At 70.6% G+C, this 25847-nt stretch carries 27 protein-coding genes; 12 read left to right on the top strand and 15 right to left on the bottom strand.

Features of this window, described 5'->3' with window-relative positions:
- Positions 1-69: 69 nt before the first annotated feature.
- Positions 70-630 (bottom strand): TATA-box-binding protein, encoded by a 561-nt coding sequence (locus GN153_RS14430; RefSeq protein ID WP_159904010.1) that lies wholly within the window; start codon positions 628-630, stop codon positions 70-72.
- 173 nt (positions 631-803) lie between these two features.
- Between GN153_RS14430 and GN153_RS14425 the strand changes: the two genes are divergently transcribed.
- Both GN153_RS14425 and GN153_RS14420 read left to right on the top strand, forming a co-directional pair.
- Positions 804-1802 carry a methyltransferase domain-containing protein gene (locus GN153_RS14425; RefSeq protein WP_159904008.1) on the top strand — a complete coding sequence of 333 codons (999 nt, stop codon included), beginning with the start codon at positions 804-806 and terminating at the stop codon, positions 1800-1802.
- 32 nt (positions 1803-1834) lie between these two features.
- Positions 1835-3241, top strand: a complete 1407-nt coding sequence (locus GN153_RS14420; protein WP_159905039.1) for an outer membrane protein assembly factor BamB family protein — start codon at positions 1835-1837, stop codon at positions 3239-3241.
- A gap of 59 nt (positions 3242-3300) precedes the next feature.
- Here GN153_RS14420 and GN153_RS14415 read toward each other — a convergent pair whose 3' ends face one another.
- From GN153_RS14415 to GN153_RS14395, 5 genes are read right to left on the bottom strand one after another with little or no spacing between them, the layout of a single operon-like run.
- Entirely contained in the window at positions 3301-3789 is a 489-nt protein-coding gene (locus GN153_RS14415; RefSeq protein WP_159905037.1) for a GTP-dependent dephospho-CoA kinase family protein, read from the bottom strand.
- 52 nt (positions 3790-3841) lie between these two features.
- Positions 3842-4039, bottom strand: coding sequence for a transcription elongation factor subunit Spt4 (spt4, locus tag GN153_RS14410; RefSeq protein ID WP_201287924.1), 198 nt, complete (start codon positions 4037-4039; stop codon positions 3842-3844).
- Positions 4039-4626: a DNA-directed RNA polymerase gene (locus tag GN153_RS14405; RefSeq protein ID WP_159904006.1), complete on the bottom strand. Its 588-nt coding sequence runs from the start codon at positions 4624-4626 to the stop codon at positions 4039-4041. The genes spt4 and GN153_RS14405 overlap by 1 nt, the downstream gene beginning before the upstream one ends.
- 2 nt (positions 4627-4628) lie before the next feature.
- A complete protein-coding gene (locus GN153_RS14400) occupies positions 4629-4964 on the bottom strand; it encodes a PIN domain-containing protein (RefSeq protein ID WP_159905033.1) in 336 nt (111 codons plus the stop codon).
- Positions 4965-4993: 29 nt separating this feature from the next.
- The gene (locus GN153_RS14395) at positions 4994-6220 is read right to left on the bottom strand and encodes a translation initiation factor IF-2 subunit gamma (RefSeq protein ID WP_159904004.1); all 1227 of its coding nucleotides are present in this window, start codon (positions 6218-6220) and stop codon (positions 4994-4996) included.
- 182 nt (positions 6221-6402) lie between these two features.
- On the opposite strand from GN153_RS14395, the gene glpK reads away from it, so the two are divergent.
- The 3 genes from glpK to GN153_RS14380 all read left to right on the top strand — a co-directional run bounded on the left by glpK (position 6403) and on the right by GN153_RS14380 (position 9260).
- Positions 6403-7980, top strand: coding sequence for a glycerol kinase GlpK (glpK, locus tag GN153_RS14390; protein WP_159904002.1), 1578 nt, complete (start codon positions 6403-6405; stop codon positions 7978-7980).
- A 71-nt stretch (positions 7981-8051) separates the two neighbouring features.
- Positions 8052-8261, top strand: a complete 210-nt coding sequence (locus tag GN153_RS14385) for a dodecin (protein WP_159904000.1) — start codon at positions 8052-8054, stop codon at positions 8259-8261.
- A gap of 48 nt (positions 8262-8309) precedes the next feature.
- Complete coding sequence (locus tag GN153_RS14380; protein WP_159903998.1) at positions 8310-9260, top strand: DUF5787 family protein; 951 nt, start codon at positions 8310-8312, stop codon at positions 9258-9260.
- A gap of 3 nt (positions 9261-9263) precedes the next feature.
- On the opposite strand, the gene GN153_RS14375 is transcribed toward GN153_RS14380, so the two are convergent.
- Both GN153_RS14375 and GN153_RS14370 read right to left on the bottom strand, forming a co-directional pair.
- Entirely contained in the window at positions 9264-10088 is an 825-nt protein-coding gene (locus tag GN153_RS14375) for an MBL fold metallo-hydrolase (protein WP_159903996.1), read from the bottom strand.
- A gap of 53 nt (positions 10089-10141) precedes the next feature.
- Complete coding sequence (locus tag GN153_RS14370; RefSeq protein WP_159903994.1) at positions 10142-11479, bottom strand: ATP-binding protein; 1338 nt, start codon at positions 11477-11479, stop codon at positions 10142-10144.
- Positions 11480-11621: 142 nt separating this feature from the next.
- On the opposite strand from GN153_RS14370, the gene GN153_RS14365 reads away from it, so the two are divergent.
- Positions 11622-12044 (top strand): DUF4260 family protein, encoded by a 423-nt coding sequence (locus tag GN153_RS14365; protein WP_159903992.1) that lies wholly within the window; start codon positions 11622-11624, stop codon positions 12042-12044.
- A 236-nt stretch (positions 12045-12280) separates the two neighbouring features.
- On the opposite strand, the gene GN153_RS14360 is transcribed toward GN153_RS14365, so the two are convergent.
- Positions 12281-14203: a cation:proton antiporter domain-containing protein gene (locus tag GN153_RS14360; protein WP_159903990.1), complete on the bottom strand. Its 1923-nt coding sequence runs from the start codon at positions 14201-14203 to the stop codon at positions 12281-12283.
- Positions 14204-14375: 172 nt separating this feature from the next.
- On the opposite strand from GN153_RS14360, the gene serS reads away from it, so the two are divergent.
- The gene (serS, locus tag GN153_RS14355) at positions 14376-15755 is read left to right on the top strand and encodes a serine--tRNA ligase (RefSeq protein WP_159903988.1); all 1380 of its coding nucleotides are present in this window, start codon (positions 14376-14378) and stop codon (positions 15753-15755) included.
- Positions 15756-15801: 46 nt separating this feature from the next.
- On the opposite strand, the gene GN153_RS14350 is transcribed toward serS, so the two are convergent.
- Positions 15802-16185, bottom strand: coding sequence for a nuclear transport factor 2 family protein (locus GN153_RS14350; protein ID WP_159903986.1), 384 nt, complete (start codon positions 16183-16185; stop codon positions 15802-15804).
- Entirely contained in the window at positions 16182-17555 is a 1374-nt protein-coding gene (locus GN153_RS14345) for a redoxin domain-containing protein (protein ID WP_159903984.1), read from the bottom strand. The genes GN153_RS14350 and GN153_RS14345 overlap by 4 nt, the downstream gene beginning before the upstream one ends.
- Positions 17556-17668: 113 nt before the next feature.
- Here GN153_RS14345 and GN153_RS14340 point away from each other — a divergent pair, with 113 nt between their 5' ends.
- Complete coding sequence (locus GN153_RS14340; protein ID WP_159903982.1) at positions 17669-18187, top strand: DUF367 family protein; 519 nt, start codon at positions 17669-17671, stop codon at positions 18185-18187.
- A gap of 9 nt (positions 18188-18196) precedes the next feature.
- Here GN153_RS14340 and GN153_RS14335 read toward each other — a convergent pair whose 3' ends face one another.
- Positions 18197-19972 carry a hypothetical protein gene (locus tag GN153_RS14335; RefSeq protein WP_159903980.1) on the bottom strand — a complete coding sequence of 592 codons (1776 nt, stop codon included), beginning with the start codon at positions 19970-19972 and terminating at the stop codon, positions 18197-18199.
- A 94-nt stretch (positions 19973-20066) separates the two neighbouring features.
- Between GN153_RS14335 and GN153_RS14330 the strand changes: the two genes are divergently transcribed.
- Positions 20067-20216: a 50S ribosomal protein L40e gene (locus GN153_RS14330; RefSeq protein ID WP_159903978.1), complete on the top strand. Its 150-nt coding sequence runs from the start codon at positions 20067-20069 to the stop codon at positions 20214-20216.
- 202 nt (positions 20217-20418) lie between these two features.
- Positions 20419-20724 carry a hypothetical protein gene (locus GN153_RS14325; protein WP_159903976.1) on the top strand — a complete coding sequence of 102 codons (306 nt, stop codon included), beginning with the start codon at positions 20419-20421 and terminating at the stop codon, positions 20722-20724.
- On the opposite strand, the gene GN153_RS14320 is transcribed toward GN153_RS14325, so the two are convergent.
- Both GN153_RS14320 and surE (GN153_RS14315) read right to left on the bottom strand, forming a co-directional pair.
- The gene (locus GN153_RS14320; RefSeq protein WP_159903974.1) at positions 20721-21329 is read right to left on the bottom strand and encodes an MBL fold metallo-hydrolase; all 609 of its coding nucleotides are present in this window, start codon (positions 21327-21329) and stop codon (positions 20721-20723) included. The two genes, GN153_RS14325 and GN153_RS14320, sit on opposite strands and share 4 nt — an antisense overlap.
- 57 nt (positions 21330-21386) lie before the next feature.
- On the bottom strand, positions 21387-22193 hold the full coding sequence (gene surE / locus GN153_RS14315) for a 5'/3'-nucleotidase SurE (RefSeq protein ID WP_159903972.1): 807 nt from the start codon (positions 22191-22193) through the stop codon (positions 21387-21389).
- A gap of 128 nt (positions 22194-22321) precedes the next feature.
- Here surE (GN153_RS14315) and GN153_RS14310 point away from each other — a divergent pair, with 128 nt between their 5' ends.
- Entirely contained in the window at positions 22322-23254 is a 933-nt protein-coding gene (locus GN153_RS14310; RefSeq protein WP_159903970.1) for a ribonucleotide-diphosphate reductase subunit beta, read from the top strand.
- Between the two features lie 123 nt (positions 23255-23377).
- Positions 23378-24739 carry a PEP/pyruvate-binding domain-containing protein gene (locus GN153_RS14305; protein WP_159903968.1) on the top strand — a complete coding sequence of 454 codons (1362 nt, stop codon included), beginning with the start codon at positions 23378-23380 and terminating at the stop codon, positions 24737-24739.
- 60 nt (positions 24740-24799) lie between these two features.
- Here GN153_RS14305 and surE (GN153_RS14300) read toward each other — a convergent pair whose 3' ends face one another.
- A complete protein-coding gene (gene surE / locus GN153_RS14300) occupies positions 24800-25687 on the bottom strand; it encodes a 5'/3'-nucleotidase SurE (protein ID WP_159903966.1) in 888 nt (295 codons plus the stop codon).
- Positions 25688-25847 lie beyond the last annotated feature (160 nt).

Raw genomic sequence — 25847 nt, 5'->3', positions numbered from 1 at the left:
GCCGCCGGCGGTTTGTAGCCTGCTATTCGCGTTGCCCGGCCGACCGGTACGGGGTCGGAGGCCGCTCGCTCACTCCAGCAGGCCCAGGTCCTCCAGCCGGGAGACGATCTTGTCGACAGCCTCCTCGGCGTCCTCGGGCTGTTTTCCGCCGGTGATCACGAGCTTCCCCGACCCGAACAGAAGCGCCACCACGTCGGGCTCGTCGAGCCGGTACACGAGGCCGGGGAACTGCTCGGGCTCGTACTCGATGTTCTCCAGCCCCAGCCCGATGGCGATGGCGTTGAGATTCAGATTCCGCCCCAGGTCCGCGGAGGTGACGATGTTCTGGACGATGATCTCCGGGTCGTCCTCCACCTGGATGTTCAGGTCCCGGAGTTTGTCGAAGACGATCCGCAGACTCTGGTGGACGTCGTCCGTGCTCTTTGCCCCCGTGCAGACGATCTTGCCGGAACGGAAGATGAGCGCCGCCGACTTGGGCTGCTGTGTCCGGTAGACGAGCCCCGGGAACTGCTCCGGGTCGTAGTCCGCCCCTTCCAGGTCCATCGCCACGCTCTGGAGGTCGAGCTCCTGCCCGATCCCCGTCGAGGCGACGACGTTTTCGATGTTGATGGTTTCCTTGGGGTCAACCATGTCTCGGTTTAAGCGTCGTATTTAAACCTTATAAAGGTTCGTGGCCCGGACAAACCCCCTCACCGGCCGGACCCGTCGCGGAGCCGACCAGTCGGGGGCGAGGGGACAGGCGAGGCTACGCGGCGGGCGCCGCCGACCGGTGTGCTCTTGACGCTGTGGCGGTCACGGTCGGTGTGTACCTGCTGGAACTGGGCGGGCAGGACGACGACTTCGCGGTCTTCGAGGCCCGCAGCGCCGCGAGCGACGTCACCCGGCTCGCGCCGGGGCTGGCGACCGCCCGCGGCGTCACCGACCGGCTCCGCCAGCTCGCCTTCACCCGGCGGGCGGACGAACTGCTCGGCCGGACCGACGCCGACGTCGCGAGTGCCCGCGCCCTGCTGGAGGCGACGACCGTCCAGCGGACCGGCACGGTCGCGGTCCGCGCCGAGGACGTCCGCGGCACCACGGGTATCGACACCCAGCACGTCGAGCGCGAACTCGGCCAGGTGCTCGTCGACCGCGGCTTCGCCGTCGACCTGGAAGACCCGGACCACACCCTCCGGGTACTCTTCTCCGAAGAGTCGGGCGGTGAAGGCGTCTGTGCGGTCGGCTGGCTGGCCGTCGAGGCCGACCGCGACTTCGGCGCCGACCCGACCGACCGTCCCTTCTTCCAGCCCGGCAGCATGGATCCTCACCTCGCGCGCGCTCTGGTGAACGTCGCCGGCGCACGCCCGGACGCGACGGTCCTGGACCCGATGTGCGGGACCGGGGGGATCCTCGTCGAGGCCGGCCTCGTCGGCGCGGACGTCCTCGGGGTGGACGTGCAGGCGAAGATGGTCGAGGGAAGCCGGGAGAACCTCGCGGCCGCGCTCGGCGGTCCAGACACTGACGCCCCCGCCGTCAACTGGGGCGTCGCCCGCGGCGACGCCCGCCGCCTGCCGGTCGCTGACGGTGCGGTCGACGCCGTCGTCTTCGACGCCCCCTACGGCCGCCAGTCGAAGATCGAGGGGAACCTCGGGGACCTGATGAGCGAGGCGCTTCGGGAGGCCCGCCGGGTCGCCCCGCGGTGTGTCGTGGTCGGGGACCGACCCTGGGCCCGGACTGCGAGCGGCGCGGGCTGGACCACCGAGGCCGCCTTCCAGCGCCCGGTCCACCGGTCGCTGACGCGGTACGTGCTCGCCCTGCGGCGGTAGCCTTTATATACGGCACCGTGGATCCCCCGAACATGCACCGGAGAGACCTTCTCCGTACCGGGGCAGCAACGGGGGCGGCGGTGGTGGCCGGCTGCGGGGCGCTCGAGGATGTACTCGGGGGCGGCAGTTCCGCGTCGGGGTGGTCGACGTTCCGCGGTGACCCGGCACGCACCGGCGTCCGCTCGGCGTCGGCCGGACCCGGCGAGTCGCTGTCGGTCGCCTGGCGGGTGACGAGCCGGGACCTCGTCGAGGAGTTCCATGAGGCCGACCTGGAGGACGAGGTGATCCAGGGTGAAGCGTCCTGGCCGGTCCTGGCCGGGGAGTACGCGGTCTGGACCCACGGGTACCGCGGCCTCCGGGAGCCCGACCTGACGGTCCGGGTCGTCGCTGCCGACCCGGAGGACGGCTCTGTCGCCTGGTCCGTCGAGCCGCCCGTTCCGGACGGCACCGCACTCAACTGGTTCGCACCCGAGGTCGACGACGGCCGGCTGTACGTCCCCGCCTCGATAAACGACGGCCTGGGGCTGGCAGTCTACGACCCGGCCACCGGCGAGGAGCAGGACCGGCTGGACCTCGGGCTCCCGTTTCTCTCCGGGCAGCCGCTGGTGGCCGACGGGACGGTCTACGTGCGCGAGAGCGGCCAAGAGGGGGCGACCCTCCGCGCGTTCGACGCCGGCGACGGCACCGAACGGTGGGCCGTCGGGGCGACCCCGCCGGAGCCGGGATGGCCGGGACTGAGCGTCGCCGACGGAGCCGTCTGGACGTTCGACCGCCGCGACGGACGAGCGTTCGTCGCCCGCGAGACCACCGACGGCGACATCCGTCTGCGGACTCCGCTTTCCGACCTTCCGACTAGCTTCGCCACGAACAGGCCGGTATCGTTGGCCCCGCCGACCGTGGTCGACGGCGGGGTCTACGCGGCCGGCGGGGTGCAGTATTTATTACAGCAGGACTTCGCCCCGCTCGTCGCCGCCGAGGCCGGGGGCGGCGAGCGCTGGCGGTCGTTCCCGCCCGGAGCCGAGGGCGGGCTGGAGGTGGTCCTTCGAGACGCAGACCCCGAAACGCTCGAGCGACTCCGCGAGGAGCTCGGGCTCGAGGACGGGTACGGGACGCTGTACGGGCACCCGATAGTCGTCGACGGGCTGGTCTGTGCCGCCGGCATCGGCGACGCCGGCGACGAGCCCTCCGGGCTGTTCGCGTTCGACGCGGCCGAGGGGAGCCTCGAGTGGGCAGCCCCGCTCCCCTCGTCGACGTTTGCCCCGGTCGCTGCCGGGGACGTGCTGTACGCGGTCGCGAGCGAGGGGGTGACCGCCATCTCCGGCGACGGCGAGCGCCTCGATACCCTCTCCCTGGCGGACCCTCGGGTCGAGTACTCGCCGGCACTCGGTGCGGGACGTCTGTTCGTGACGACGCTTCGAGGCGTCGCTGCGGTGGAGTAGCGGTCGGGGGAAGAAGCGGACCGGAACAGACCGGAACGGGGGTCCGGAGTTCGAGCCGGCTACGCGCCCAGGATCTCGAACAGTCTCTCGGGGTCGCCGTCCATCTGCGCCAGGATTGCCCGCGCACCCTCCCGCGCCTCGCTGTCGACGGTCACGAGAACCATCCCCTCGCCGGGCTGACCGTAGACGACGCTCGCGCCGTCGGGGGCCGCGAGGATCGCCGGCAGCGCCGCCAGGTCCTCCTCGCCGTCGACGTCGAGCAGGGTCGTTTCCTGACTCCCGATGGCCCCGTCGAGCGCCTCCAGGAGGTCGGCAGTCAGGGTCGCCGCGGGGTTCTCGACGCGGCGCTCGCGGTCGAACTCGGCCGCGTCCAGCGCTTCCCGGACGCGCTCGTCGACGGCCTCGCGCTCGGTGCGCTCGTCGACCAGCGCGACGGCGGGGGTGTGGCCCGCCTCCAGCAGGTGGTAGGTGACCATGTCGCCGACCGCCACGACCGGCGTGCCGGCCTCGGCGAGCAGCTCGTCGGCGTCGGTGTATATCCGGCCCATCGGCTCCTTGAGTTCGGAGCGAAGCGCCGGCTGGAGTTCGACGACCACCACGCTACCGCACCTTCAGGGCGTAGGCGCCGGGTTCGGTGACCTCCATCTCCTCGGCGATCCGGCTCTCTTCGGGGTGGGTGATGACGACGTAGCCCGCCCAGTCCTCGGTCAGCGACGTCGAGCCACAGGACTGGCAGGCCTCGACCTCGACGTTCTCCTGGACCCGGTGACACTCCCGGCAGACCACGCGGTCGGCCATCAGTCCTCACCCGCCTCGGCGCCGGCCTCGGCCTTCTCCCGCTCCTTGTGGTCCTCGTCGAGCCAGCCGTGTTTGCCCAGCCCGACCTGTTTGGCGGTCAGGCCGATCTTCGAGTCCCGGGGGTTGCGCTCGTCGATGCTCTTGGTGACGATCCGGGCCCGGACGGCGTCGCCGGTCCCGAGCGTGCGGTTGGACTCCCGGGAGGCGAGCTGGTCGTTCTCCCCGTCGTAGGCCAGATACTCGTCGGAGATCTGGGAGACGTGCAGCAGGCCGTCGACGGGGCCGATCCCCACGAAGGCACCGAAGTCGACCGTCTCGACGACCTCGCCGTCGACGACCTCCTGCATGTCGGGGTCGAAGGTCAGGGCGTCGAACTCGGCCTCGTAGTAGACGCCGGGCTGGTTGGGGACGACCGCCCCCTCGCCGATGTCGTGAACCTCGATCACCGAGACCACGCTCCCGACATCCTCGTCCATCCGCCCCTCGAGTTTGTCCTGCAGCAGTCGCTTCACGAGGCCCGGCGTCACGTCCGCCAGGTCCTCCGGTGGTACCTCGACCGTATCGCGTAGTCTAACCCGTTTGTACATGTTCAGATGATGGCGAGTTTGTTCCGGCCCCGTAAACAAATTACTGGAACGCCCGCCTCGCGCAGGCGCTCGCGCAGGGGTCCGTCGTTCGTGACCGCGTGCCCGCCCTCGCGGGCCAGCTCCAGCACCGCGTCGTCGGCGTAGTCGGCGTCGGTCTCCCGGACGGTACAGCGTTCGGCCAGGTCCAGCCCGACGCTCGCGGCCGTGGCCTCCTGTCCCGCACCCGCCGCGAGTTTCTCTAGTTCCGCGACCACGGCCGCGGGGACAACCGGCTCCGGCGCGTCGAGCAGCCGGTCCAGTTCCTCGAACACCCGGACGTCGCACTCGACGGGCATCATGAGCGCGTTGGTGTCGAGGACGGCGGTCGTCACTGGAGGGTCCCGTAGCCGATGAGCCGCCAGCGGGCGCCGACCCGGCGGTTGATGGCGATCCCGACGCCCGGGCGGGCGCAGACGGGGCGTTTGAGCGCGACCTCGCACTCGCCCCCGCGGGCGCTGGTGACCGAGCCGACGGTGGTGGCGGTGCCGACGGTGAGCATCAGCGGCTCGCCCGTCGATATCTCCTCGACCTCGCCGGCCTCCTCGCCGACGATCCGGTCGAGCAGGTCCACGTCCATGGTGAACTGCTGGTGGACCGGCGGCAGGGTGCCGGGCGGGCCGGCGACCTGGCCGGCCAGGGCGTCGCCCTTGGTGACTGAGGGGTCGAGACCGGTGCCGACGCCGAGCAGCCCACCCGGCGTCGCCGAATCGACGGTCTCGCCGCCGGCCTGCAGCGACCGGGCCGTGGTCTGGACGGGCTGCCACTCCGTCTGGCCGCCCTCCTCGACTTCCCGGCCCGGGCGCAACTCGACCTCGTCGCCGGCCTCGAGTTCGCCCTGGACCAGCGACCCGCCGAGGACGCCGCCGGCCAGTCCGTCCCAGGTCGTCCCCGGGCGGTTGATGTCGAAACTGCGGGCGACCAGCAGCTCCGCGTCCGCGTCGGGGTCGCGGTCGGGCGTGGGGATCTCCTCCTCGATGGCCTGGATGAGCAGGTCCATGTTCACGCCCTGCTGGGCGCTGACCGGCACGATGGGGGCGTCCTCGGCGACGGTCCCCGAGACGAACTCCTGGATCTGCTCGTAGCTCTCCTGGGCCTGCTCGCGGTCGACCAGGTCGATCTTGTTCTGGGCGACGACGATGTTGTCGATCCCGATGATGTCCAGCGCCATCAGGTGTTCCTCGGTCTGTGCCTGGGGGACGGGCTCGCTGGCGGAGACCACGAGCACCGCGCCGTCCATGATGGCGGCGCCCGACAGCATCGTCGCCATCAGCGTCTCGTGACCCGGCGCGTCCACGAAGGAGACGGTCCGGAGCGGTTCGCTGGCCGAGCCGTCCGGACACTCCTCCTCGACGGTGTACCGTTCGGGTTCGTCGAGCCCCGGACACTCACGCAGCGTGGCGTCCGCGTAGCCCAGCCGGATGGAGATCCCGCGTTTCATCTCCTCGGAGTGCTGGTCGGTCCACTCGCCGCTCAGTGCCTGGACCAGGGTCGTCTTCCCGTGGTCGACGTGGCCGACGAGCCCGATGTTCACCTCCGGTTGATTGTTCGCTGACATCGAAGGACAGTCTTGCTATCTGTACCCCCCTGGCGGCTATAAACCTGCTGTTCCGGACTCGGCCGGCCGCAGGGACACGTCCGGAGAGGGCCTGAGTGCAGGACCGTCAACGCTTATGTGGGTGCCCGCCACCTGCCCGGTAGAGAGACCGTGTCACGAAACCGCACGCAGCGCACGCGCACATGACCGGGGAGCCAACGGGCGGAGACGGCAACGGGATCGCGGACACGGGCGGGGACGGGACCTACGTCGGGGCCATCGACCAGGGGACCACCGGGACCCGCTTCATGGTCTTCGACCGCAGGGGACAGGTGGTCGCGAACGCCTACGAGCGCCACGAGCAGTACTACCCGGAGCCCGGCTGGGTCGAGCACGACCCCGTCGAGATCTGGGAGAACACGACGGCGACCATCCGGGAGGCGCTGGCGGCAGCCGACCTCGTCCCCGACCAGCTGGCGGCCATCGGCGTCACCAACCAGCGCGAGACGACGCTCCTGTGGGACGGGGCGACCGGCGAGCCGGTCCACCGCGCCATCGTCTGGCAGGACCGCCGCACCACCGACCGGGTCGAGGAACTCGAGGCGGCGGGGCGAACGGAGTGGATCCGCGCGACGACGGGGCTGGAGCCGGACCCCTACTTCTCGGCGACGAAGCTGGAGTGGCTGCTCGAGAACGCCGACCCGATCAAGCTGGAGCGGACCCGTCCGGCCGACGTCCGCGACCGGGCACAGGCGGGGGAGGTCCTGTTCGGGACGGTCGACTCCTGGCTGGTCTGGAAGCTGACCGGCGCCCACGTCACCGACGTCACCAACGCCTCCCGGACGATGCTCTTTGACATCCACGCCGGCGAGTGGGACGACGACCTGCTCGCGGAGTTCTCGGTCCCGCGGGCCTGCCTGCCCGAGGTCCGCCCCTCCAGCGACGGCGACTACTACGGGCACACCGACCCCGAGGGGTTCCTGGGCGCCGAGGTTCCGGTGGCGGGAGCGCTGGGTGACCAGCAGGCAGCCCTCTTCGGCCAGACCTGTTTCGAGCCCGGCGACGCCAAGAACACCTACGGAACCGGTTCGTTCGTCCTGCTGAACACCGGAAGCGAGGCCGTCGAGAGCGACCACGGCCTGCTGACGACAGTGGCCTTCCAGCGCTCGGGCGAGCCGATGCAGTACGCTCTGGAGGGGTCGGTGTTCGTCACCGGCGCGGCCATCGAGTGGCTCCAGGACGTCGGCCTGGTCGACGCGCCGGGGGAGACCGCCGAACTCGCCCGCAGCGTCGACTCCACGGAGGGAGTCTACTTCGTGCCCGCGTTCGCGGGGCTGGGTGCCCCCCACTGGGACGGCCGCGCCCGGGGGACGATGGTCGGGCTCACCCGGGGAACCCGCCGCGAGCACATCGTCCGGGCCGCCCTGGAAGCGATCGCCTTCCGGACCCGGGACGTGACCGCCGCGATGGAGGCAGACGCCGGCCTCCAGTTGAACGCGCTCCGGGTGGACGGCGGCGCGGTCAAGAACAACTTCCTCTGCCAGCTCCAGGCCGACGTGCTCGACACCCCGATCGCCCGCCCGGTGGTCGACGAGACGACCGCGCTCGGGGCCGCCTACGCCGCCGGGCTGGCGGTCGGCTACTGGGAGACCGTCGACGAACTCCGGGCGAACTGGCAGGTCGACGCCGAGTTCGACCCCGACGGCGGGTACGAGGACCGGTACGAGCGCTGGGGGGCGGCCGTCGAACGCTCGCGGGACTGGGCCGACGACGAGGCCTGAGCCACACTGTTCGGTAGTTTTATATTATCAAGTAACATTTTTTCACCTCCACCGCTCGGTGGACGAGACCAATGGTATTCAAGAAAATCACGCTCGTGGGACAGAGTTCCGAGAGCTTCGAAGGTGCCGTCGACGACGCGGTCGAGCGCGCGGAGGCGACGCTCGACAACCTGATGTGGGTATCCGTCCAGAACGAGGCCGTCGAGCTGGACCAGGCGGAACGGGAGTACCAGGCCGAGGTGGAGGTCGCCTTCGAGCTCGAGGAGGGCGTCGGGGAGTAACTCGGCCAGGGCGTACTGCTTTTCCCCGCCGGCCCCCAGTCTTTCCCTGTGCGCGAGTTCGGGTTCGAGCTGTCGCTGTGTGCGCGCCTGGAGGACGGTGACCGGCTGGTCGCCCGCCAGCTCGGCACCGGCGTCCACGGCCGCCGGGTGATGGACGTCGTGCTCGTCGAACCCGGCCCCGACTTCGCGGCGCGGGCGGCTATCACGCCCGACCCGGTCCCGCCTGCGGCCGTCGAGAGCGACGTCGGACCGGGCCGGGCCCGGTTCTGGAAGGACGCCTTCGACTGTCACCCCGGCCGCGCCGAGGAGGCCGTCGAGGTCGCCGTCGACCGGGGCTTTTTCGAGCGCGAGCGCCGCGGCGGCCGGACCTACGTCCGCCAGACCGCCCGCTACCCCGAGCACTGGTTCGGGGAGCTCGTCGGCGTCGAGAACAAGCCCGACCTCGACCGGCCGGGCGCCCTGGAGACCCAGCTGCTCACGGACGTCCACCTCGCCGTGCTCGACCGGGTGGTGCTCGCGACGGCCAGCCACGTCACCGGTGCCCACCTCAACCGGATCCCCGACGCCGTGGGCGTCTGGGAGTTCGACCCCGACGCGGGCACCCGCGAGGTGGTCCGCGAGCCCGACCGGCTCCCCGTCGAGGAGCCGGGTATCGAGATCCTCGAGCGCGGGCGGGCGCGGACGGACGTGCGGGTCGCGGGCGCGGACGCGAAGGCGCGGGCCCGCCGCCGGGTCGCCGAGCGCGCCTACGGGAAGGGCTGGCGGCCCGCACCCCCGGCGTGTGCCCGCGTGAGCCCCGACGCGGACGGCCTGCCCTACTGCCCCTGGAAGGAGCGGGTCGTCGACCCCGGCCGGGACTGCGGGGCCGACTGTGCGGGCCACGAGCCCGCCGAGCCGCCCGACGTCGACCGCGAGGGGCTCCGTGCGGCGCGGACGCCCTGGGAGCCCGACCCCGAGGGCCGGCAGCGCCGGCAGTCCCGGCTGGACCGGTACGGGTAGGACTCAGATGGTGTAGCGTTCGCCGTCGACCGCCAGCGGGTCCTCGAAGGCGCGGTCGGCCGGGACGAAATGCGAGACGTGGACCAGCCGGTAGCGGTCGGCGTTCAGGTCCTCGGCCAGCCGCTTCGCACCGTGGATGGTCATGTGTTTGGTCCCGAACGTGCGGGGGACGTCGTCCTCGTCGTGGTCGTCGCCGCCGCGCGGGTGGTGTTCGGTGAACTCGTGGTGGACGATACCGTCCGCAAACAGCAGGTCGGCGCCCCGGAGCACCTCCCGGGAGTCGGCCGAGATGTCGTAGGTGGTGTCGCCGGAGAACGCGAAGGTCGCCCCCGTCTCGGGGTCGACGACCCGGACGCCGTAGCAGTCAAGCGGCGGGTGGTCGACCGGGACCAGCGTCACCTCCAGCCCCGCTGCCTCGAACGGTTCGAAGGGCGTCTCGCCGCGGACGGCCAGGGCGTCGAGGTAGTCGTACTGGTCGCGGACGGTCTCGGCGACGCTCTCGCCGGTGACCGGGTCGACCGAATCCGGCGCGTGGGTCGGGAGCTCGCGGGTCAGGCGGAAGACGTTGCCCGCACCGTGGAGGTGGTCGAAGTGGATGTGGGTGACGACCGCGGCATCCGGCGCCTCGAACCCCTCCCGAAGGAGCTGGTGGCGAAAGTCCGGGCTGAGGTCGATGAGCAGGGTCTCGCCCGTCCGCTCGTTGCGGACGTGGACCGAGAAGCGGGTGCGCTCGACGCCCCGTTCGGCGGCCCGCTCGCAGGTGTCACAGTCACACCCGACTGTCGGCGTCCCCGTCGTGTCGCCGGCCCCCAGTAGCGTGACCTCCATCGGTACTCCCCTGGAGCCCCGCGGGCAAAAAGCCGTGGATGGGTGCGACCCGCTCAGTCGTCGTGGGCGTGGTCGTGGCTTCCGCCACCGCTCTCGATGTCGCCGCCGGCGACCAGGGCGTCGTGGTCGCCCTCGATCATGTCGAGGTTCTTCAGTGTATCCCGTTCCTCGAACTCGGCGACGGCGTCCTCCAAGTCCTCCTGGGTGAGCGTGGTCCGCTCCTCGGTCAGCGCGTCCAGCACCGCCTCCCGGAGCACCATCCGGAGGTCGCTGCCGGTCAGCCCCTCGGTCATCTCCGCGACGGCCTCGGGGTCGAAGTCGGCGATCTCCATCTCGGCGGTCACCACTCTGAGGATGTCTGCCCGCATCTGCCGGTCGGGCTTGGGGAAGTTGACGATCTCGTCGAAGCGTCGCCAGGCCGCGGCGTCGAGCTGGTCGGGGTGGTTTGTCGCGCCGATCAACAGCACCTCGTCTTGGACGAGGCTCACCTCGTCGATGCTCTTGAGCAGGGTGTTCACGGCTCGTTTGATCGCGGCGTGCTCGTCGGAGGCGCGGGTCTTCGCGACGAAGTCGAACTCGTCGATGAAGAGGATGCAGGGGGCGAGTCGCTTGGCGACCTCGAAGGTCTTCTCGACGTTCTTGGCGGTCTCGCCGAGGTACTGGCTGGTGATCATCGACAGCTTCACCTCGACGACCGGGAGGCCGAGCTTCCCGCCCAGCGCCCGCGCGACCGAGGTCTTGCCGGTGCCGGGTGGCCCCACGAAGAGGAGTTTCCCGATCTCCCGGAGGCCGATCCCCGCGAGGTACTCGCGGTGTTCGATGGCCTTGACGATCTTCGTGATCTCGCCCTCCTGGTCCTCGGTGAGAACGATGTCGTCGAGCGTCATCTCGATCTCCTCGGGGGCTCGCACGTCCACGAGGTCGAGCATCTCCTCTTCCTCCTCGTCCTCGAAGTACTCCGCGAGCAGGTCGTCGATGAAGGGGCGGTCGGCCCGGGCCGGCCGGTTCTCCTCGCGGGCCTGCTCGTAGACCTCCGCGCCGAACTCGTCGGCGAAGTGGGCGGCCAGGACGGGGTTCTCGCGGAGCCGGTCGGCGTCGACCCGCTCGCGGTACCACTGCTCGGCCATCTCGCGGTCGGTGAAGGATATCGTCCCCGAGAAATCGTCGTAGTCGGAGAACATCAGCTCCGAGACCGCCTCCCAGGGGTCGTCGACGCCGGTGGCCTCCCGGGCGGTCTCGACAGTCGCCGAGAGCGGCCGCTCGATCCGGCCGTCGCTCCAGAAGACCTCCCGATATCCCGCCGGCAGGTCGTCGGGCTCCAGCTCCCGGTCGTCGGTGTAGACGGCAGCGGTCAGCGCGAACTCGACGACTTCGAGTGCCCCGTCGTCCATGTTCCCTCCCCTTGGCCGCGTGGGGGGATAAGTGGCTCGAAGCGAACCACGGCTCGCGGATCCCCCCTGTGGCCGCTGTCGCCCGAACGCAGAACCTTTCGCCACGTTAACAATTAACACCTGCCTGTCCGAAGGACGGGACATGGACCCACGACAGTTCCTGCGCGTCGAGGGGCTGGCGGCTCTCGCCGCCGCACTCGGCGTCTTCCTGGGACTCGAGGGGCCGCTGTGGCTGCTCGCGGTGCTGGCGCTGGCACCCGACCTCTCGATGCTCGGCTACCTCGGCGGCCCGCGGGCCGGGAGCCTGGCGTACAACCTCGCGCACACGTACACGCTCCCGCTCGCGCTCGCGGGCATTCCGCTCGCGCTGGCACGAAGCGGCACCGCGGTCGACCCCCGGCTCCCGGTACTCGTCGCCGCGGTGTGGGCCGCTCACATCGGGGCCGACCGGCTGCTCGGCTACGGCCTGAAATTCGAGACCGGCTTCCGGGACACCCACCTCTCGACGCAGCCAGCGCCCGTGGCGGCGCTCGCCGACGCCGCTCCCGGGGACGGCGACGGGTGACTCACTCGGTCACCTCCTTCTCGGCCCGGAATCGGTGGTGTCCATACCGGCCTCCCGGCGGAACGGACAGGTAGTTATCCACACCGTGTCGCGACTGTAGGCCGCTCCGCTCCCGCTGCCGTCGGTGCAGAACGGGCCACCTCTCGTCGACCGTTCCGGGTCCTGCGGGATACGGCGTCGACCGGCGCAGTTCCCGCCCGGGCTCCGGCGGCACCGAGCCCGACGCCGGGGGCAGGTCAGGGGTCGACCATCCGCATCCCCTCCCGGACGGGGTCGCGCTTGCCCAGCAGGGTGAGTTTGTCGCCGACCTCGACGACGAAGTCGGCGTTCGGGACGTGGGTTTCGCCGTCCCGGCTGATCAGAGCGATCAGGCAGCTCTCGGGGAGCATCGGGCCGACCTCGCTGACCGGCTTGCCGCCGAACTCGGCGTTCGTGACCTCGACCTCCTGGACGTCGCCCGTCCGGCCCACGCCGGTCATCCACTGGGCCAGCGCCGGCCGCTCGATCTGGTTGTCGATGGCCCAGGCGCTGGCCATCCCGGCGTCGATGCTCGCGACCCCCAGGTCCTCGAAGGCCTCGACGTTGTCGGGGTTGTTCACCTTGGCGATGACCTTCTCGACGTCGAAACTGGAGTTCGAGAGCTGGGCGACCAGCAGGTTCGCGTCGTCGTTGCCGGTCGCGGCGACGACCACCTTGGCGTTCTCCGCGCCGGCCGAGCGCAACACCTCGGTGTCGGTGCCGTCGCCCCACTCGACCTTGTACCCCTGGTTGCGGCGCTGTTCCACGACGTCCTCGTCGTTTTCCACGATGACGACGTTCTCGCCCCGGTCTTCGAGACGGTCAGCGAGCGCACGGCCCGTCTTCCCGCCCCCGACGATGATGACACGCATCGGTATCACGTCCAGATACTCCGCAATGTAGCGCGCGAGCCCGCCCTCGAATGCCACGGTCGCGAGGATCACCAGAAAGACGGTTCCGACGAGCACGTCGGCCTGGCTGCCGAGCGCGGCCGCCTCCGCCAGTAGCTCCGCCGCCTCCGGGTCGGCGACCGTCGCGGCTTCCTCGCGCAGCGCCGCTGCCTCGTTGCGGAGTTCGACCGCGAAGAGGGTCGCGACCGAGGCCGGGATGATCCCCCGCGGGCCGACGGCGCTCATGAACACCCGCTCGCGGGTGGTGAACCGGCCGCCGACCGTCGAGACGAACACCAGCAGTGGGCGGATGACCACCGCAACCGCGACGACGACCGCCAGCCCGGGCACCCCGAGGTCGACCAGCACGTCGAAATCCAACAGCGCCGCCAGCGCGATGAACACGAACGAGAGCACCAGCAGCGTGATGTCGCCTTTGAACGAGGTAACTTCTTCCTCGTATGGGATGTCTGCGTTGCCCAGCACCACCCCCGCGGTGGCGACGGCGGCGACGCCGGCCTCGCTGAGCTGGGCGTTGGCGACCGCGTACGCGACGAGTGCCCCCGCGAGCACGAGCAGCCGGGCGTTGCGGGGGGCGTCGCCCGGCGAGAGGTCGATAAAGCGGAGGATGTAGTAGACGACGCCGGCGACGACCAGCCCGACGATGACGCCGGTCCCGAGCCGCGAGGTGAAATCCGCGAGCAGGCCGGTGCTGCTCGCCGCCGGATTGAGCACCTCGAACACCACGACCGCCGTGATGGCGGCGCTGACGTCGTTGATGATCCCCTCCGTTTCCAGGGCGGCTGCCACCCGGTCGCGGACGGGCACGACGTCGAGGATCGGCGTGATCACCGTCGGGCCGGTCGCCACCAGCAACGCCCCGATGAGGAAAGCCAGCGGCCAGCCGGTGCCCAGCGCGAACCGGACGGCGACGGCGGTCCCGACCAGGGCGATCGCCGCTCCCAGCGTCACCAGCCGAACCGTCGCCGCGGGAGCCTCCCGGATCCGGTCGAGGCGGAGGTGAAAGGCGCCCTCGAAGACGATGACGGCGACCGCCAGCCCCACGATGGCCGGCAGCGCGTCGCCGAACGAGTCCGGGGTGATCAGAGCCGCACCCTCCGGCCCCAGCGCGATGCCGGCCGCCAGATAAAAGATGATGCTCGGCACCTCGAACGCGCTGGCGAGCACCTGCGCGACGACGCCGAGCGCGATGATGCCGGCAGTCAACAGTATCAGTTCGGATGCCGCCATCTCCCGTGTCCGGGATGTCGTCGCCCGGGGGTATAAACGCCGCTGTTCTCCCGGCGGGACGACCCGCGTTCCAGCGCCGTGCCGGACGCCGCCGGGGGCGGAGCCGGAGCGACGGGGTACCGGTGCGGGTCCGGAGCGACACGGTTTTGCCCCGCGGCACGGAAGCGGAGGCATGCTCAGCAGGCAGTTCGTCCGGGAGCACCCCGAGACGGTCCGGGACGCCATCGCGAAGAAAGGCGTCAGCGGGGTCGACCTCGACGAACTCCTGACGGTCGACGAGCGGTGGCGGGAGCTGAAGGCCCGCGGCGACGGCCTCCGTCAGGAGCGCAACGAGGTCTCCGAGCGGATCGGCGAGCTCAAACGCGAGGGCGAGGAGGAGCAGGCACAGGCGGCCATCGAGCGCTCCCAGGAGCTGAAGGCGGAACTCGAGGAGGTCGAGGAGGAGGCCGACGAGCTGGAATCGCGCCTGGAGGAGCTGTTGCTCGAACTGCCGAACGTCCCCCACGACTCCGCCCCGGTCGGCGACGGCGAGGCCGACAACGTCGAGCGGTACCGCGAGGGGTTCGACGACCTGCGCGACCTGCCCGACCCGGTGGTCCCCCACTACGACCTCGGCGAGGAGCTCGACGTGCTGGACTTCGAGCGCGGCGCGAAGGTCGCCGGCGGCGGCTTCCAGTTCCTCAAAGGCGAGGGCGCACGCCTGGAGTACGCCCTGATGCAGTTCATGCTCGAAATCCACCGCGAGCAGGGGTACACCGACGTCTTCCCGCCGGTCCCCGTGAACTCGGCGTCGATGCGCGGGACCGGTCAGCTGCCCAAGTTCGCCGGGGACGCCTACCGCGTCGGCGCCCGCCCCGGGGACGACTACGACGACGACGACCTCTGGCTGCTCCCGACGGCGGAGGTGCCGGTCACCAACATGTATCGCGACGAGATCCTGCTCGACGACGACCTCCCGCTGAAACACCAGGCCGTCTCGCCGAACTTCCGGCGGGAGGCCGGCGAGCACGGCACCGAAACGCGGGGGTACGTCCGGGTCCACCAGTTCAACAAGGTCGAACTCGTCAACTTCGTCCGCCCGGAGGAGAGTTACGACCGCCTGGAGGGGCTGCTGGGGGAGGCCGAAGCGGTCCTGCAACGCCTCGGGCTGCCCTACCGCGTGCTGACGATGTGCACCGGCGACATGGGCTTCACCCAGGCCAAGAAGTACGACATCGAGGTGTGGGCGCCGGGCGACGACATGCCCGACGGCCCCGCGGCCGGCGGCCGGTGGCTGGAAGTGTCGTCGGTCTCGAACTTCGAGGCCTTCCAGGCCCGGCGGGCCGGACTGCGCTACCGGCCGGAACGCCACGAGTCCGCCGACTACCTCCACACCCTCAACGGCTCCGGGCTCGCGGTCCCGCGGGTCCTGGTGGCCATCCTCGAGTACTACCAGAACCCCGACGGCACCGTCACCGTCCCCGAGGCGCTGCGCCCCTACATGGGCCAGGAGCGCATCGAGGGTCACGAGCCCGTCGGGGAGAGCGCGGTCGGTGCCGGCGACCGCGAATAAGAGCGCGGTCGGCGCCGGTCGCGAAACCGGACGCCACCGTCCCGTATCAGTCGGTGTAGGTCCGCAGGCGGACCATCCGCCCGTCCTCGAAGCTGAACACGTCGACGAAGCCGGTGAGCTCCGTCCCGTCGGCGGTCAGCAACCGGCCGCGGACGGCGACCTCCGGGCCGGCGTCGGCCTCGCCCGACCCGGTCACGCCGCCGCTGTCCCGCCGGTAGACGCCGTCGACGGGGTGGGTCGTGTCGGTCGAGGGCCGCTCCTCGCGCATGAACCGGACGAACCGGTCGCGGCCCTCGAGGGTCATGTCCGGGCGCTCGTGGACGAACCCGGGCGCGAGCAGGGCCGCGAGCAGGTCGTAGTCGCCGCCGTCGAGCGCCCGGTAGTACGCCCGCGCCCGTCCGACAGGCCCGTCGGGGCGGTCGACCGTCACGGCGAGTCGGGGTCCCCGGAGTCCGGTCCGGTGTCGTCTCCCTCCGCCCGGCTCGACTCCGTGTCCTCGTCCCCGGTCGGGTCGGTCAGGTCGAGTTCGACCTCGCCCTCCTCGACGCCAGCCGCCCCGCCGCCGTTGCCCCCACTGGCGCCGTCGCCGCTCTCGCCGGCGCCCGCCCGGCTCTGTTCTTCCAGCTCCGCGGTGATCTCCTCCAGCTCCGTCTCGTCGATCCTGTCGTCCCCGTCCGGCCGCCGCTCGTCCTCGTCGCTTCCGCCGGCCGCGTCGCGCCCGTCGCTGCTCGCGCTCCGGGTGAATCCTCCCCCGGCCTCGGCCTCGGTCCCCGGCGCGGACGCACCTCCGCCCGGGGAACCAGCCGCGGGCTCGCCGTGGGCCGCCGGTCCGTCGGCCTCCCCGCTCGCACCGGGTCCGCCGGTGGGCTCCGGTGGGCTGCCGGCTCCCGGCTCGTCCCCGGCTCGCCCGTCCGCGGCGTCGTTGCCGGCACTGTCCCCGGGAGGGAACTCGTCCGGCGGGACCGGGTCGGCGACCTCGCGGGCGGTTTCGAGCGGGGTCTCGGCGTCGGTCCGGAGCTGTTCGCCCTCCCGGCCCTCCCCGCTGGCGAAGGCGCCGGCCGACCGGGCGAGCCACTCCGCGGCCCGGCTGAGCTCCTCGGCTTTCCGCCCGGCGCGCTCGTAGTGTGTCCGGTGGTCGTCGCTCCCGGCGAAGCGGGCGGCGGTGTCGAACTGGTCGGCGGCCTCGCCGAACTCCCCTTCCGCCTGCGCGAAGTCGTGTTTCGCCAGCAGCCACTCGCGGTCCTCGAACCCCCCCATCGCGCTGCTGAACGCGCGCCGCCCCTCGACGTAGTGGGCGTGTCCCACCCGGTAGCGGGCCAGCGCCATCTCCCCGCCGCCGACGCCCTCGACCGCGGCGCGCACCCGGTCGACGTCCGGGAGGTCATCACTGGACTCGGCGGCCCAGGCGTACCGGACCGTCCCCTCCGGGTCGACGACCACGACGGCCCGGCGGGTCAGGGAGCCCGGCTCGTCGGCGCCGACGCCGTAGGCCTCGGTCACCTCCCCGTGGACGTCCGCGAGCAGCGGCACCTGCAGGTCGTACTCCGCGGCGAAGGCGCGGTGGCTGTGGACGCTGTCGCCGGAGATCCCGAGGACGGCGACGTCCTTTTGCATCGTGAAGAGGTCGAGGTCGTCCAGGTCCGTCGACTGCCCGTCGCAGGCGGGGTTGAAATCGCCCGGATAGAACCCGAGGACGACGACGCGCTCATCGAGGTGGTCGGCCAGGCCGACCTCGCGGCGCTCGCCGTCGACGACGGCGGGCAAGCGGAAATCGGGTGCCTGCTCGCCCTCTTCGATCATCACCCAATCTACCCGTCATGTCCACTTAACTGTGCGGGGATCACTCCGGGGTGTCGCGCCGGGGCAGCCCCGGCGGTCGGACGGCTTTTGCCCGCCCGCCCAGTAGGGGGCGTGTGCAGCTGCACGTCCGCTACGAGGGCGACGACGACCCCGAGAAGTGCACGGCCCGGCGGCTGGCTCACCTCGGGCACGCCACCCTCCACCGGTCGGCCCGGGAGACGCCTCCGGGCGTCGTCCTCGACCCCTTCGCCGACCGGGCGCTCTCGCCGGCCGACGCCGGCGACGACCGGCTGGTGGCGCTCGACTGCTCCTGGGAGACGGCCACCGACGAGGCCTTCGGCCTGGAGGGCCCTCACCGCTCGCTGCCCTTCCTCGTCGCCGCCAACCCGGTCAACTACGGGACCCCATTCCGCCTGAACACCGCCGAGGCCTTCGCCGGGGCGCTGACTATCCTCGGCCACCGCGACCAGGCCGAGGGGATCCTGGAGACGTTCTCGTGGGGGGACACCTTCCTCGAACTCAACGCCGAGCCGCTGGCCCGGTACGCCGACTGCGCGGACTCCGGCGAGGTGGTCGCCGTCCAGGACGACTACCTCGCCGATGACGAGGACGACACCGGCGTCGATGAGTGACCGACTGCTTCAGCCGCTCGCTGTCGCGTTCTCGCTCCCGCCGGGGTCGACGATCCGGGTGTCCTGCCCCCGTCTGACAGGGATCCGCTCGACGACGTTGCCCTCTTGGTCGGTCACGACGACGTAGTAGAGGACGTCCTCATCCTGGCCGCCGTCGGCGCTGTCGCCGTCGCTGCTGTCGGTCCCGTTGCGTGGTGGCTCCGACCGGTCGGGCACCTGCTCGCCGGCGACGAAGGAGCGGATGCCGGCATCGGTACGCAGTTCGACGGTCGCGCTGTCGTTGGCGTTGACGAAGACGTTGCGTGCCACGTCGGTGGCGTCGGTGGGGACGACCTTGATCTGCCACCACAGCTCCCCGTCGACAGTGATCGGCACCGGCTCGGCCACGACGAAGTTCTCCCCCCAGTTGGTCCGGGAGTCCGACGCGCGGGCGACTCCCATCGCGCGTTCGGGGCCAGTCAGCTGCTCTCTCCCGGTGGCGAAGTAAGTGTACTCGCCGGTCTCGGCGTCGGCGAACCACACCTCATCGAGCCCCCGTGTGTCGCTGCCGTACGGCTCGAGTGCCGTCACGTACGACATCCGTTCACCCTCGAGGTCGATCACGAACGGCTGGCTGTTCTCCGCGCTGTCCGGGAGTCCCGCGACCTCGACTTCGTCCTCGTGGGCACCGACGACCGGCAGTTGATTGATGATCCCGTTACGGTAGTTCAGCGACTCCATCTCCGCGCGGGTGAGCGTCAGCGGGTAGAGCCGCTGCCCATCCAGCACCGGATGCGACCGGGCCTCCTCGGGCGAGAGGTGCTCGACCGTCCCGTTGGTGTGGACCAGCGCGCCACCCTTCCAGGTCGGTGTGGTGTGCGGGAACGGCGCCAGGTGCCACTCGTGACCAGTCTTCGGATAGAACATGTAGGGCTGGCCGTCGTGGCTAAACTCGACGGGCTCGTCGTTGTACTTCGCGAGGTAGTCAGTCGACTTCAGACGCCAGTCCGCCGACCGGTAGAGGAACATCCCCTGCCCGTAGGTGAACTCCTGGTCATAGACCTCGACGGGCCGCTCGTCGAGTTCCGTCATGTCCGCGACCAGCACGCCGCGCTGGTTCTCCACCACGCGGTTTCTGAACCCGTCCGGCTCGATGGCGTAGGACCACGCCAGCGAGCCGTTCTCCGTGCGGGCGATGTCACTCGCTCCGAGCCGGTGCTGGCGGTAGGAGACCGAGCCGCTGGTGGCGACATCGGAGACCTGCCGGGGGACGACCCGCGGGTTCTCGGGGTTGGCGTCGGGGAATTCCGCGACCTCGGTGGCGTCGGCCATCGTCTGGGCTGCCAGCGTCCGCTGTTCCAGCGGCCCCGCCGGGATCCCGACCAGGATCGACAGGACGAACAGGACCGCGACCACCGAGGTGAACCGCTGGAGCTTGCGGCCCCGGGTCCCGCCGATGTCGAACAGCTCGCCCGGGGTGGCCTCGAAGGGGAACTCCTCGTCGTCGCTCCCGTCGTCTACGACGCTCACACTCCGCCCGTCGTTTCCGTCAGCCTCCATCCGCCACGGCGGGTAGTACCAGAGCACGAGCGCGGTCAACAGGCTCCCGCCCAGCAGCACCGTCGCGGACGGGGAGAACAGCATCGAGTAGACGAGGCCGTGCCAGAGTGGTCGCGTCACGTACCACAGCCCGAGCACGACGACGACCGCGGCCGTCCGACCGAGGAAGTGCCGGACCAGTCGCCGCCGGTCGCTGACGCCGATGTCCATCTCGAAATCGTCGTCGCTGTCGGCCCCGTCGGACATTGCCAGTGGGTACGAATCCCGGCTGTTAAACGGTGTCCATCCGGCCCACGGGAAAACCACCGAACTTAAACGCGCCAACGCAGTAGAGCCGGACATGGCGAGTTTCGACGAGGCAGAGGAACGCATCTTCACGAAGCTGATCTGCATGCGCTGTAACGCCCGGAACCCCCAGCGGGCCGAGCGCTGCCGGAAGTGTGGCTACGCCCGCCTCCGCCCGAAAGCCCGCGAGAGCCGGAGCGCCTGACCCCCTCCCTTTCCTGTCGTCACATCACTCCCCGAGCCCGGCGTTCGCACGGCCGGCGTCACCCGCGAGTCGCGCGACACTCGCTCCGCGGCCCCGCTCGATAGCGCCCGCTTGCGTTCCGCGGCTCGAACGACACCATTTGACACCATTTACTGCCATTCAGCGCCACCTTTATGCGCGAGCGAGACCAAGACAGAGGTGCATGGCACACCAGCCCGGCCGGTCGCCGTCACACTCTCCCAGCCACAAGAGCGTGCTCTTCTGCCCCGCGTGTGGGCACGAGGGACACGTCGACGGCGACTGGTCGGTCTACCCGACGCTCGACGGTGACGTCTACCGGTGTCCCACCTGCCACGAGACCGTCACCGTCCGCCCGGCCGGCCGGGACCGCACACCCGTCACATCCCTGGTCGCCCGCTCGGCACGGGCCGCGTTCGCGTGGGTGCCGTGCACCGAGCTGGACCGTGACCCGGACGCCGGCGGTCGCTCCCGCGACCCGCTCCTCTAGTCCGGGTATTTCGGCTCGCGCTTCTCCGCCCGCGAGAGCGCCGTCTCCACCACGTCGCGCACGTCGCCGTGGAAGACGCCGCCGTGACCGGCGTACATATGTTCGACACCCTCGGGCATCCGCTCTAAGAGCTCGCGGATGCTCTCGATGAGTCGCTCGCGGCTCATTCCCGGGTAATCCGTCCGGCCGAAACTCCCGTAGTCGAAGGCGCCGTCGTCGTGGACCACCACGTCCCCCGAGAACAGCGAGCGGTCGCCGACGACGGAGACGTGGTCGTCGCCGTGGCCCGGCGTGTAGACCACCTCACAGGTCTCGTCGCCCACGACGACCTCGTCGCCGTCCGCCAGCCCGCGGGTCCGGGCCGGGTGGTCGGCGTAGGCATAACAGTCCGCGTCGAACGCCTCGACGACCGCCTCGAGCTGTTCGACGTGGTCGCCGTGCTGGTGGGTGACGACCACCTTCGAGAGCTCGTCGGTGTGCTCCCGTATCGCGTCGACGACCCCTTCCATCGCGCCGGCGTCGACCATCGTCGGCTCCGCGCCCAGCGCCAGGTAGGCGTTGCAGGTGAACACGTCGGCGTCGGCGGTGACGTTGTAGACCTCCATGCCTCCCGCCAGGGATGCTGGCGGCTTGAAACCACGGCCACCAGCGGCGGCCGGGGCTCACTCACCCCACTCGGCGTATCCCTCGCCGACCGACGCGAACCCGTCGTCGCTCGCGGCGACGTGCGGTTCCTGCAGCGGCGAGACGCTGACCTCCCCGTCGGCGACCGCCCGGCGGTCGGTCCCGACCGGGTCCTCGACCTCGCCCGCGAGCAGCCCCTCCCAGAAGCGGTCGCGGAACTCCATCTCGCCGTCCTCGGCGACGGCCTCCCGGATGGACCGCTCGGTGTAGATCTCGAACCGGCGGGACGGGCGAGTGATCCGCAGCGTCGGGCGTCCCGGACCGGATGTCGGGGTGGGAACGACGGCGTTGACGTAGTCGGCGGCGCCGAACGAGCCATCGAGCATCCGGTCGACGAGGTACGCCGCCGCGTCGGCGGCGTGGGCGTAGTCCTCCGCCGGCGGGTCGGTGACGAACAGCCGCTCGGGGTCGTACAGCGAGACTGCGAGTGCCGGTACGCCGGACAGTCCCGCCTCCATCGCGGCGCCGACGGTGCCCGACCGGCTGAGGGTGTGCGCGCCGATGTTCGGCCCCGGGTTGCAGCCCGAGACCACCAGGTCCGGGTCGAAGTCCAGCCCGCTGGTGGCGAGCTGGACGCAGTCGGCCGGCGTTCCGCTGACCTGGTAGCCGAGTTCGTGCTCGGCGACGCTGAGGTACGTGTTCATCGTGAGTCCCGCACCGCTCCGGTCCTCGTCGGGCGCCACGGCCACGACCCGCGCCCGGTCGGCGAGCCGGTCGTGGAGGGCCCGGAGCCCGACCGCGTCGATGCCGTCGTCGTTTGTCAGGAGGATGACCGGGTCGCTCACACGCCACGTTCACCGGAACGGGTGTTAGATGTTACGTCGCCCGCGGAGCCACCGGCGACGACGCCGGAGCGAACTCACAATTCAACGACAAACACTATTATTGTGGAACAATAGTGTGATGATAACCCATGCCAGTCGACTACCACGACAAAGAGCGGTCGTACCAGCTGTTTGCGGACGCGAAGCGGCAGGGGACGTGGGACCCGGACGACATCGACTTCGAGCAGGACAAGGAGGACTGGAGCACGCTCGCCGAGGAGGAACAGCAGTACATCGCGGCGTTTCTCGCGGCCTTCTACGACGGGGAGGAGAACGTCACGCGGACGCTCAAACCCTACCTGGAGGCGCCACAGGAGCTTGAGAACCCGTCGTTCGACCCGGTCCAAGAGGAGATGTTCCTGACGAGCCACCTCTACGAGGAAGCGAAGCACACGGACTTTTTCAGCCGGTACTTCGGTGAGGTGATCGGCACGCAGGACACGGCCGCGTTCCAGGAGGAGGACGACGGGGACGACGGCTACCACACCGACGACCTCTATGAAGTCCAGCGCGACCTCCGGGCGGCTGTCAAGGCTGGCGACCAGGAGCGGCTCCTGCACACCTACGCGGAGGCGGTACTCCTGTACATGGGCCTGATCGAGAACCAACACGCCAGAGTCGGGTACGCGCAGCTGGAGCAGGTGTTCGACCACCTGGAGGAGCGGTCCGGCCAGGAGTCGTTCCTGCCCGGGCTGCGGGAGGGGTTCACCCGGATCCGGACCGACGAGGGCCGGCATATCATGAACGGCCAGTGGCTGATGATGAAACTCGCCGACATGGACGAGAGCATCGTCACGGAGGTGTACGAGCCGGTCTTCGAGCAGTATCTCGAGAAGCGGCTGCCGCCGGACCTCGAGCCCAACCTGTTCGACGTCGACGAGGAGCCGCTGTTGCAGACCGCCAAACAGTCCCTCGAGTCGACGGTCACGTGGGTCGGCCCGGAGCGGTTCGACCGGCTGGGGAACGTCGAGCGGGCGTTCGAGCAATCGGTCGGCGATACGCCGACGGCGGCCGACGACTGAACGGGTCGACGGGTCGATAGCCGACCGACGACGTCTCTCTCCCGAACCGCTCGAGAGGTCAGGAGAGCCCTCCCCGCGGTATAGACCAGTACTGTTTTCTACAGTGGCATGTATGGACATACCATGAGTAGTGACGCCCTCGTCCACGAGATCGGCCCTGGCGGTTCGGTGGACGGTGACCCGGCAGGTGTGCTCGGCGGGAAGGGGGCGAGCATCGTCGAGCTGCGGGAGACCGGGTTTCCCGTCCCGGACGGGTTCGTCCTCACGACGGAGGCGTACCACTCCTTCGTCCGGCAGGCGGGGCTCGCGTCGGACCTCGCGGCGGCGCTCGACTTCGACACCTCCGACCCGGACCCGGATACACTCGCCGAGGCGGGACGGGAAGCCCGCGAGCTCGTCCGGGACGCAGAGCTCCCGCCGGAGCACGTCGAGGCGGTGACCGAGGCGTACGCGGCGATGGGGGAACCCCGGGTCGCGGTACGGTCCTCGGCGACCGACGAGGACGGGGCAGACGCCAGCTTCGCCGGCCAGCAGGAGACCTATCTCGCCGTCGAGGGGGCCGAGGCGGTGCTCCAGCGGGTGAAAGACTGCTGGGCGTCGCTGTTCACCGACCGGGCGCTCACCTACCGGGCCGAGCACGACCGGGCCGACGAGGCCGGGATCGCGGTCATCGTCCAGGAACTGGTCGAGGCCGACAAGAGCGGCGTGCTCTTCACCGTCGACCCCGCAACCGAGGCGCGCGAGATGACGGTCGAGGCCGCGTGGGGGCTCGGGGAGGCGGTCGTGAGCGGGGCCGTCTCGCCCGACAATTACGTCGTCGACCGCGACACGGACAGCCTGCTCGAGAAGACGGTCAACACCAAACGCGTGATGGTCGAGCGCGCGCCGGACGGTGAGACCGTCCGGCGGCCGGTGCCGGAGGGGAAGCGCGAAGAGCAAGTGCTCGACCGGGACGAGATCGGGACCCTCGTCGACATCGGCCGGGAGATCGAGACGCGTCGGGACGGACCACAGGACATCGAGTGGGCGATCAGCGACGGCGACGTGGTCGTCCTCCAGGCCCGACCGATAACGACCGGCGGCGGCTCGACGCCGGCGGGGGCGGGGACAGACGACCCACGGGGCGTGACGGTCGACGGGCTCGGTGCCGCCCCGGGGTCGGCGGTCGGGGAGCTCCGGTTCGAGACGCTCGCGGCGGTCAAGCGGGCGAAGGCGGGACACGACGTCGTGCTAGCCAGGGAGCGGACCTCGCCCTCGGACCTCCCGGGGATGAAAGCCGCCGAGGCGGTCGTCACCGCCGAGGGGGGGACGACCAGCCACGCGGCGATCGTCGCTCGCGAACTCGACACGCCGGCCGTCGTCGGTTGCGAGGGGTTCGACGTCGACGAGAGCGCGGGACGTGCCGAAGTCGGCGGCCGGACCGTCGAGCCCGGGACGCGGGTCCGCGTCGACGGGACCGGCGGCGAGCTCACGCTCCTGGAGTAGCGCCCGTCCGGTTGGCCGGCGGCTCAGACCAGGACCGCTCCCGGCGTCACCCGGGGTCAGTCACTCGCCGCGGGATCCGGGTGTGGGGTCAACGGCCTGGGTTCGCCCGAACTCCGCCGACAGCTCGCGGGCCACGGTCTCGACCGCCTCCGTCCGCGTCGGTTCGGTCGGAAGGTGAAACGGGGAGACCGCGACGAAGTTCTGCGCGAGTGCGGCACGGTCCGTCGGGACGGCACGGGAGTCGACCTCCTCGCCGGTCTCGTCGGGTTTCGCCGCACGGATCCGGAACGAGGACTCCCCACCCTCGACGGCCTCGAGTCCGTACCGCGTGTCGGGGCGGGTCACCGCAACCCCCCGAACCGGCTCGTCCGGGTCCGGGATACTGACGTTGAGGAAGTCGACACCGGAGAAAACCTGGTGGTCGATGGCCCGCTCGACCAGTGTCGTGGTGAGCCGGCTGGCCCGGTCGAAGTCATCGACCGTCAGGTCGCCCCTGCTCCCGAGGGTGTCCATCGAGATGGCGACCGACGGGGTGCCGAGCAGTGCCCCCTCCATCGCCGCGCTGACGGTCCCCGACCGCGAGACGGTGTACTGGCCGGTGTTCGCGCCGGGGTTGCAGCCGCTCACCACGAGGTCGGGCGCCGGGTCGAGGGCGTGCCCGCCCACGACGCAGTCACAGGGCGTCCCGTCGACGGCGTAGCCGTTGTCGTGGTCGGTGTACGGGACGTCGAACGAGAACCCGTTGTCGCCCTCGTGGACGTCGATGGACAGCTCCCCGGACAGTGCCCGGGACCGACCCAGCGAGAGCGCGCGACCCGTCCCGCTCATGTTCGTCTGGGGTGCGACGGCGGTCACCGAGCCGACATCGGCGAGCCCCCGCTTCAGCGCCAGCAGGCCCGCGGCGTCGATCCCGTCGTCGTTGGTCAGGAGGATCCTCGGGTCGTCCATGTGGGTCTACTGACTAGTCACTGGGGTTCACCCCTATAGAATGTTGGTAATGTGAGACCCTACCGGTATATACCTCTCCCCACCAGCCGCCCGGTTCCGGAGAGGGCCCGGGAAACAGGACGCGTCGCCCGCCGGTGCGAGGACACACAGCGGCCCGCCA

This window comes from Salinirussus salinus, assembly GCF_009831455.1.
Taxonomy (GTDB): domain Archaea; phylum Halobacteriota; class Halobacteria; order Halobacteriales; family Haloarculaceae; genus Salinirussus; species Salinirussus salinus.
This window is presented reverse-complemented; position numbering and strand designations above follow the sequence as displayed.